This is a genomic window from bacterium (genome assembly GCA_035454885.1).
Lineage (GTDB): Bacteria > UBA10199 > UBA10199 > JACPAL01.
The window spans coordinates 1-7097 of record DATIGE010000002.1 but is presented as its reverse complement, the minus strand read 5'-3'; the positions used below and the strand labels follow the sequence as shown (position 1 = coordinate 7097).

At 61.4% G+C, this 7097-nt stretch carries 4 protein-coding genes and 1 tRNA gene; 2 read left to right on the top strand and 3 right to left on the bottom strand.

All coding sequences use genetic code 11. The features are described from left to right. Positions 1–2 precede the first annotated feature (2 nt). Positions 3–75, bottom strand: a tRNA-Glu gene (locus VLJ37_00115). 293 nt (positions 76–368) lie between these two features. Here VLJ37_00115 and VLJ37_00110 point away from each other — a divergent pair. Beyond that, positions 369–2576 (top strand): hypothetical protein, encoded by a 2208-nt coding sequence (locus tag VLJ37_00110; protein HSA58076.1) that lies wholly within the window; start codon positions 369–371, stop codon positions 2574–2576. 55 nt (positions 2577–2631) lie between these two features. Beyond that, the gene (locus VLJ37_00105) at positions 2632–4620 is read left to right on the top strand and encodes a hypothetical protein (GenBank protein ID HSA58075.1); all 1989 of its coding nucleotides are present in this window, start codon (positions 2632–2634) and stop codon (positions 4618–4620) included. Here the strand turns inward: VLJ37_00105 and VLJ37_00100 are convergent. Then, positions 4601–5839 (bottom strand): MFS transporter, encoded by a 1239-nt coding sequence (locus VLJ37_00100; GenBank protein ID HSA58074.1) that lies wholly within the window; start codon positions 5837–5839, stop codon positions 4601–4603. The two genes, VLJ37_00105 and VLJ37_00100, sit on opposite strands and share 20 nt — an antisense overlap. 3 nt (positions 5840–5842) lie before the next feature. Then, positions 5843–6907, bottom strand: a complete 1065-nt coding sequence (locus tag VLJ37_00095; GenBank protein HSA58073.1) for a LamG domain-containing protein — start codon at positions 6905–6907, stop codon at positions 5843–5845. Positions 6908–7097: the final 190 nt, after the last annotated feature.

Here is a 7097-nt window from a genome sequence, read left to right as displayed (position 1 = left end):
TGTGCTCCCAACCGGATTCGAACCGGTGTTTATGCCGTGAGAGGGCACCGTCCTAGGCCACTAGACGATGGGAGCATCCTCAGAAAAATCCAACGCCGCTCCCCGTACCGCGAAGCGGTGCGATGGGAGCAAAGTTAAGGCCGCGGTTTTATAGAGAGTCTCTTCTTTCTGCAATCCCAAACTCACCTCTCGATGACCATATATTTCCACTCAAAGTGACGCAAGGCATCAAAAAATAAGAGAATTTTTTGTCTTTGTATCATTCCGTTCTTTGCTCCACTTATCCACAGGGTGTATAAGGCCTCCAGTTCCAACAGATAAGAAGAGCCGCCCGGGGGGACGGCCCTCCTGAAGCAAGGGAGGCTGCCATGTCGGGTTCCAACGCTTCCATCCTCGCCGTATCCGCCGTCTCCAGCGCAATCCAAATAGACCTCGCAGGGGGCACCGGTGCCGGTTTTGTGCCGCCCATAGGTCCCGCGAACGACGCCACCAGTATCGGTGGCCGCGTCCTTCACCCAAACGCGACCCTCGTCACGTATTACATCTCGGATACGCAGTTCGAATATCTTGGCGCACGGGGATTCACGCACAATCCATTGATCAAGTGGTTCCTGGAACCGGCGGACCGCAACGTCATCCTTACCCAGACCGCACCCCTCTGGGTGGACGAGCTCCTGCACCACGTGAAGCAGGATTACAAGAATCACGCCCAGGCGATCGAAGTGAAGGGAGACATCGGAGACACGCCCCTCCGAAGCGAGGTCAAGAGGCTAGAGACCATCTTAAACCGGCACGATGTTCCCGTGGAGGGGTACACGCGGGGCAACCATTCCAGCGGAAATATCTTCGGCGTCATCAACCTCGCCAGCCCGTGGTACGCGAAAAGGCAGGACGCGTGCTTTCTCCGTTTTCATCTGGACGACCAGTTGGAGGGGGCGGCCGAAGAGCCTGGCGACATCCTCACCCAGCAGGCGACGATGGAGGCCATGCACCGGATCGTGACCGGTTGCCGTGATGACAAACCCGGACCCAAGAGGCTAACGACCGCCGTGCACGAGGCCGATTATGAGGGCTATCAGCTCTTGCCGCACAACGATCAGCCCGAAGAGCATGTGCCGTTCACCCCCGAAAATCTGGAGAGGAATTTCCAAACGTTCTGGAAGCCGACTAAGGGCACTCAAACGGGTCTCACTCGCGAGACGCGGTTCTGGGAATGCATCGTCAACTACGACATCGCGGACGCGAAGCAGAAGATGCGGGGCACAAAGGTCAATCCCATCTATCTTCAGGCGTCGGAGACCGCCCGATTCCGCGCCGACGACGGCACGGAGCATCCCGTCTACACCTTAAGCCTGGACAACTTGGACCACAACAACCTCGTCGCAGCGCTCGGAGCGGGCGTTTCGGAGTTTCAAGTCCGCTTGCTCGAGACCTTCATGGAGCGGATGCTCCGTGAGAATCCGCGTGCCCGTTTCAAGATCAGCAGCCATTTTTCGGCTAAGGATTTGGTGGACGTGCCTTGGTACATGCCGTGGCGCCGGCGCCGCAGCAAGAAAGCCCGGGAGGCCTTTCGAAGGCTTCTCGCGCGGGAGGAGGTCGTCCTCTTCTCTTACGGCCACACGCACTCGCGCAAGGTGACGGACTTGAATCGAGACCTCAAGCTCGGCCGGAAATCACCGCTCACCGAGATCAACGTACCCTCGCTCATCGACTACCATCCCAACCAACTGAGGCATAACGGGGAATATCATGACGCCCGCGCCCTCGTCGTGGAGAAGCTCCGATTCCTGGAGGACCCGCAGAAGGGCCGCCGTCTCGTGATTGACCTCGAATACCGCGGCCTCGACGCCAAGGACATCCAGGCGGGCCGCACGCCCCGCGTGGAGGCCGCTCTCAAGGAATTCGGGAAAAACCACGGTTACAACCGCGCGCGGGAGACGGTGAAGAAGCTCCGGTACCAACACATCCTTGGATGGGCCTACAGCCACGCGAAACGCTTCGCGGAATTCATCTGGCACGGATTCTTTCAGCTCAGCCTTTTGAGGGGGAAGGCCTGGCGCAAGTATTGGAGAGACCTTTCCGTCGTCCAGTACCTCATCGACAACTTCACGGTCGCTTCCACGGTCAACATGTTCAACGAGGCGCGCCACCTCGTTCCCTTCTTGGAGTCCGTGGCCAAATTCATCGGAGAAAAGGACGAGCCAGGGCAATTGGCCGTCCGCGCGCAGCTTCTGGGGATCCGCACCGCCCTTCTGGAGAACGCCTATGTCCGCCAAAACGAGTTCGAGGCGGCGCTGGCGAGCGGCCGCCGGCCGTCGGACCTCAAGGTCTATAACGATCTGTTCCTCCGCACCCGGGCGCACCGGATCGCGGACCTGCTGATGCGGCTCAAGGTCGGCAGCGAGGCCCGGGCCTTTGCGATCCTGGCCAGCATCCAGGCCTCGAAGGAGGAGTTTCAATCGCGCCGGTTTCTCTTTTTCAGGGCCAAACCGACGCGGGTACCCAATCAAGTCCCCCCGATCGAGATCCCTCTCCCCGGCGTTTCCTCCCAGTCCGCGGCCTCGGGCGGAAATTAGGCTAGCAACTTACGGGCGGCTTTTCCGAGACAGGCGGGGAGGTTCTTGACGCGTCATGACGACTCTTTCTCCCGCCGCCTTCCCCCCGATCGCCTCGGCCCTCGCCCTGGGCCAGACGCACACGACGCTCTACGTGGCCGACCCGCAGTTCGAGCACTTGGGGCCTCGATCGGCCGTGGACAATCCCCTGATCGACCGGATGGTCCCCTCCGCCGACCGAAATCTCATCAGTACGTCCACCGCCCCCCTCTTTGTCGACACGCTCCTCAACCACGTCCGTGAGAATCACGACGCCCGGAGCATGCAAGTCCTGGGCGACGTGCCCGATACGCCCTGCAAGAGCGAGCTGACCCACTTTGAAAAGGTGCTCGATCGGCACCCTGTGCCCGTCGAAGGCTACGACCGAGGCAATCATTCGAGCTCCAACGCTTACGGCGTCGTGAACCTCTTAAGCCGGGCCTACCGTTTTCTCGTCCGCGTGATGAAAGGCCGGGACCCGTTGAAGAAGGACGTCTGCCAGTCCTGCAGCAATGAAGGCAACGTGCTCACGCCCCGGGAGACCTTCCGGGGGATGCACCGGATCCTTCACAGGCATCACGCGAATGCGGCGCCCATCGAACGGATCAACCGATCCGTCGCCGCGGTCACGGGCAAGGCCGCGATTTTCTCCGACGGGACGCCGCCTGTCCTCCTCAAACCCTCGAATCACCGGCAGATCGTGGAGGCCTTTTGGAAGCCGACGCCGGACTCGGACGGGCGGGCGCGTTATTGGGAGTCCATGGTGAATTTCGAGGTCGCGGACCAAGACATCCCGGACCGAAAGACCAAGGTGACACCCTTCTACGTCCAGGCGACCGAGGAGGCGCGCTTTCGACTGGAGAGCGGAACCGAGGTGCCGGTCTACACGATCAGCATGGACAGCCTGGACAACGGCAACCCCCTCGCCGTCATCCCCGGAGTGTCCGCCCTTCAGGTGAGGCTCGTCGAGGCGTTCATCGAGGAGAAGTTGAAAGAAAACCCGAACGCCCGGTTCAAGCTGAGCTCGCATTTTTCCAGCATTCGCATCCTCAAGGGCGCGACGTCCTGCGAGGCGCGTGAGCTGCTTCGTGGGCTCTTGAGCCGCGAGGAGGTCGTCCTCTTTTCGGGAGGTCATTCGCACGAGAGGGAGCTGACCAACTTGACCGAAAAGTTGGGGCTCAAGCGCGCAAGCGGCCTGATGGAGATCATCGTGCCGTCTCTCGTCGACTATCATCCCTCGCAGAACGGGGACTCGAAAATGTTTCAGGACGCGCGCGCCCTGGTCATCGAGACCATGAAGGTCGAGAAGGACGCGCAGGGCCGGCCGGTTCTGAGGATCGACCTGGAATACCAGGGGCTCGACCGCGAGGACTTGAAGGAAGGGCACACCTCCGAGGTCGAGGAGAGGCTCAAATGGTTTAAGGGTCGTCACGGTTACCAAAGGGCCAAGGAGACGGTGAACGACCTCAAACGTCGCCACATCCGGGGATTCGCCGTCCGCCGCCTGAAGCATCTGGGCGAGTGCCTCGGCTTATTCGGACTCAGGGCCTTGCGGAAGGGATGGAAGCGCGTCTTCTCGCCCGTGCAGGCGCTGTTCGATAATTTTACGGTCGTCTCGACCGTCCAGATGTTCAATGAATGCGAGCATTACATACCGTTCCTCGAATCGCTCGTGCATTTCATGAAAATGGACGAGGAAGGAGTCGGCGAGTCGGCAGCCAGGGCCCAAATCGAAGGTATTCTGACGCTCCTGCAGAAGGAGTATGCCCCCCGCCGCCAGCAATTTGAGAAGGAAGTCCAGGCCGGCACGTCCGCGGTGGAGCTCAAACGCTTCAACGATCTCTACGAGATCGCGGGCATGCACCTTCTGCCCGAACTCTTCCTTCAGCTCAAGATGGGCGGCCAGGCCCGGGCCTTCGCGGTGTTGGCGGGACTGGACGCCTCGCAGGAGGAATACGAATACCACCGCGGGCGTCCGACGAAGGTGCCGAACAACGTCCCCGCCATCAGCATTCCGATCGGATAGATGGCGGAGACTTACGATCATAGTCGCGAATTTCCGGAAATCTCCAGGCGTAGAACGCCACGACCGCCAAAGTCCCCAACCCTCCGATGACGGTGGCGGGCACGGTGCCCCACCAGGATGCGGTAACGCCCGACTCAAATTCTCCCAGTTCGTTCGAGGCCCCGATGAAGATGAGATTCACCGCGCTCACGCGGCCGCGCATCGACGGCGGCGTCTGGACCTGGACCAGGACGTGGCGGATCACGACGCTGACCATATCTGCGGCGCCCAGGACGGCGAGACAGAGGATCGAGAAATAGAAGTTTTGGGAGATTCCAAAAAGGATCGTGGCGATCCCGAAGACGGCGACCGCCCCGAACAGGGCCCGTCCGCCCCGGCGGATCGGTGGTAACCGCGTGAGCGCAATCGCCGTGAGGACCGAACCCGCGAACGGGGCCGCGCGAAGGAGACCTAAGCCCGTCGGGCCCACCTTGAGGATGTCGTTGGCAAAAACCGGCATGAGGGCGACCGCCCCGCCGAAGAGGACGGCGAAGAGGTCGAGGGAGATGGCGCCTAAGATAATGCGGTGCTGAAAGACATACCGCAGGCCGGCGACGGCCTGACTCCACGTCACGTCCGATGTCTCGATATGGTCGGTCCGCGGCGCGAGCGGAAGGACGAGAAAAACGGAAAAAACCCTGAATGCGGCCACCACGCAGAGGACCCAGGCGGCCGCTCCGAACGCGGTATACAGAAGGCCGCCGAGCGCCGGCCCCAAAATGAAGGCGGTCTGAAAGTTGGCAGAGTTCCACGTGACGGCGTTTTCGAAGTCTTGAGACGGCACGATCTGCGTGACGATGGCTTGGGACGCCGGCCCGTCGAAGGTCTGGGCGATGCCCATAAAGAACGTCAGGACATAGAGGAGCCAGAGGGGCGCGTGGCCCGCCCGGAAATAGAGGATGAAGGCCAGCGTGAGAACGGAGGTTGCGATGCGGCTCGCCATCATGATCTTGCGCCGGTCGATCCGGTCGGCGGCGTGCCCCGCCGGCAGCGTGAACAGGAACTTGGGCAAAAAGAGCGACAGCCCGATGTAGCCTAAGTGGAGCGGATTGTGCGTCATCTCGTAAACCGCCTGCGAGACGGCGACCGTCATCATCGTGTGGGCGATGAGGGAAAAGAACCGGGCGGAAAGATAAAACCGAAAATCGCGGTGCCGGAAGGCGGCGGCGGCCTGGGACATCCCTTAGGGTTGGCACGACGCGGGCAAGGGATCAACTCCCCCGGCGGCCTGGGCGGCGCAATATTCGTTCAGGACATCCGCGTCGGTGAGTGCCCGGTTGTAGATGGTCACGTTGTCGATCAGTCCTCGAAAGTAGCTCATGTCATATCGGCCGATCCACAGGGCCCCCGTCGCGCCGGTCGTGGCTAGGCCCGAGGCCCGGGTCCCGACCAAGGCATTATCAAGGTAGAGCTTCATGCCGCCCGCATTGGTCGTACCGTCAAAAACCCCCACGGCCTGATGCCAGGCGTTGGGGCTCATGGGCGCGGATAAGTTGTTGCCGCCATCTCCGATGTAATAATAGACGGCCCCGTCGGTGTGGTAGGTCAGGGCGTAGTTGAGGGTGCCGAGGTTCAGAATGCCGGTGTCGGAGGTCGAGGGAAGCCCGTCGCCGTTGACCCAGGCCGAAATGGTGAGGGGGCCCGGAAGATGGAGGGCGGCGGCGTTCCCCATGTCGGCGTAATCGTTGCTGCCGTCAACCTGAAGCGACTGGGCGTCGAGGCCGGGGGCAAAGCCGGCCCCGTTGCGCAGGGCGCCGTTGATCCCCATCGTGCCGGAATCGGAGGCGTTCCCGTTGAATCGCCACCAGGCGATGAGGGAGTCGTCCGTCGCGTAGGTCTGGATGGCGCTCCATTCGGAGACCTGGCCGTCGTCGAAGCGGGCGCGGACCTTCCAGAGATAAGAGGTTCCGGCCGTAAGGGGGTCGATGATCCGATGCGGGATCGAGACCGTCAGGCTACCGGGGCATTCGGAGGCCGAGTCGATCGAGTCCATTCCCGCCGTCGTCGAGCAGGTCTCGTAGTCCTTGACGGGGCGTCCCGCGGCCGCTTCCGCGTCCTGCCAAAGGCAAAAGGCGCGCGTTGGCGGCAGGACCTGGCCCATGGCCGGACGCAGGATCGAAGGCCCTGGAGCCGACGCGGGTCCGTCCGGGACGCTGGCATCCCACGACGATAAGATGCCGTGCTCGAATGAACATGCGGTCAAGGCCATCGCCCCTAAGGCATGGCTGAGTGCCATTGTCCGAATCATGGCAACCTCCTCGCGGTAACTATCGGAAGCAGCTAAAAAATGTTGCTACTAGTTAACAGCTATCAGGGATTGCAAATCAGAGGCAAGGGATTCGTTTCCGAGAGGGTTTGCACCGCGCAGTATTCGTTCACGACGGATGCCGACGACAAGTCGGCGGCATGCACGCTGACATCGTCGATGAGGCCCTTGA

Excerpts from the sequence above, each read along its gene's own strand:
- VLJ37_00110 (HSA58076.1), top strand. The coding sequence starts at position 369 with ATGTCGGGTTCCAACGCTTCCATCCTCGCCGTATCCGCCGTCTCCAGC.
- VLJ37_00105 (HSA58075.1), top strand. The coding sequence starts at position 2,632 with ATGACGACTCTTTCTCCCGCCGCCTTCCCCCCGATCGCCTCGGCCCTC.
- VLJ37_00100 (HSA58074.1), bottom strand. The coding sequence starts at position 5,839 with ATGTCCCAGGCCGCCGCCGCCTTCCGGCACCGCGATTTTCGGTTTTAT.
- VLJ37_00095 (HSA58073.1), bottom strand. The coding sequence starts at position 6,907 with ATGATTCGGACAATGGCACTCAGCCATGCCTTAGGGGCGATGGCCTTG.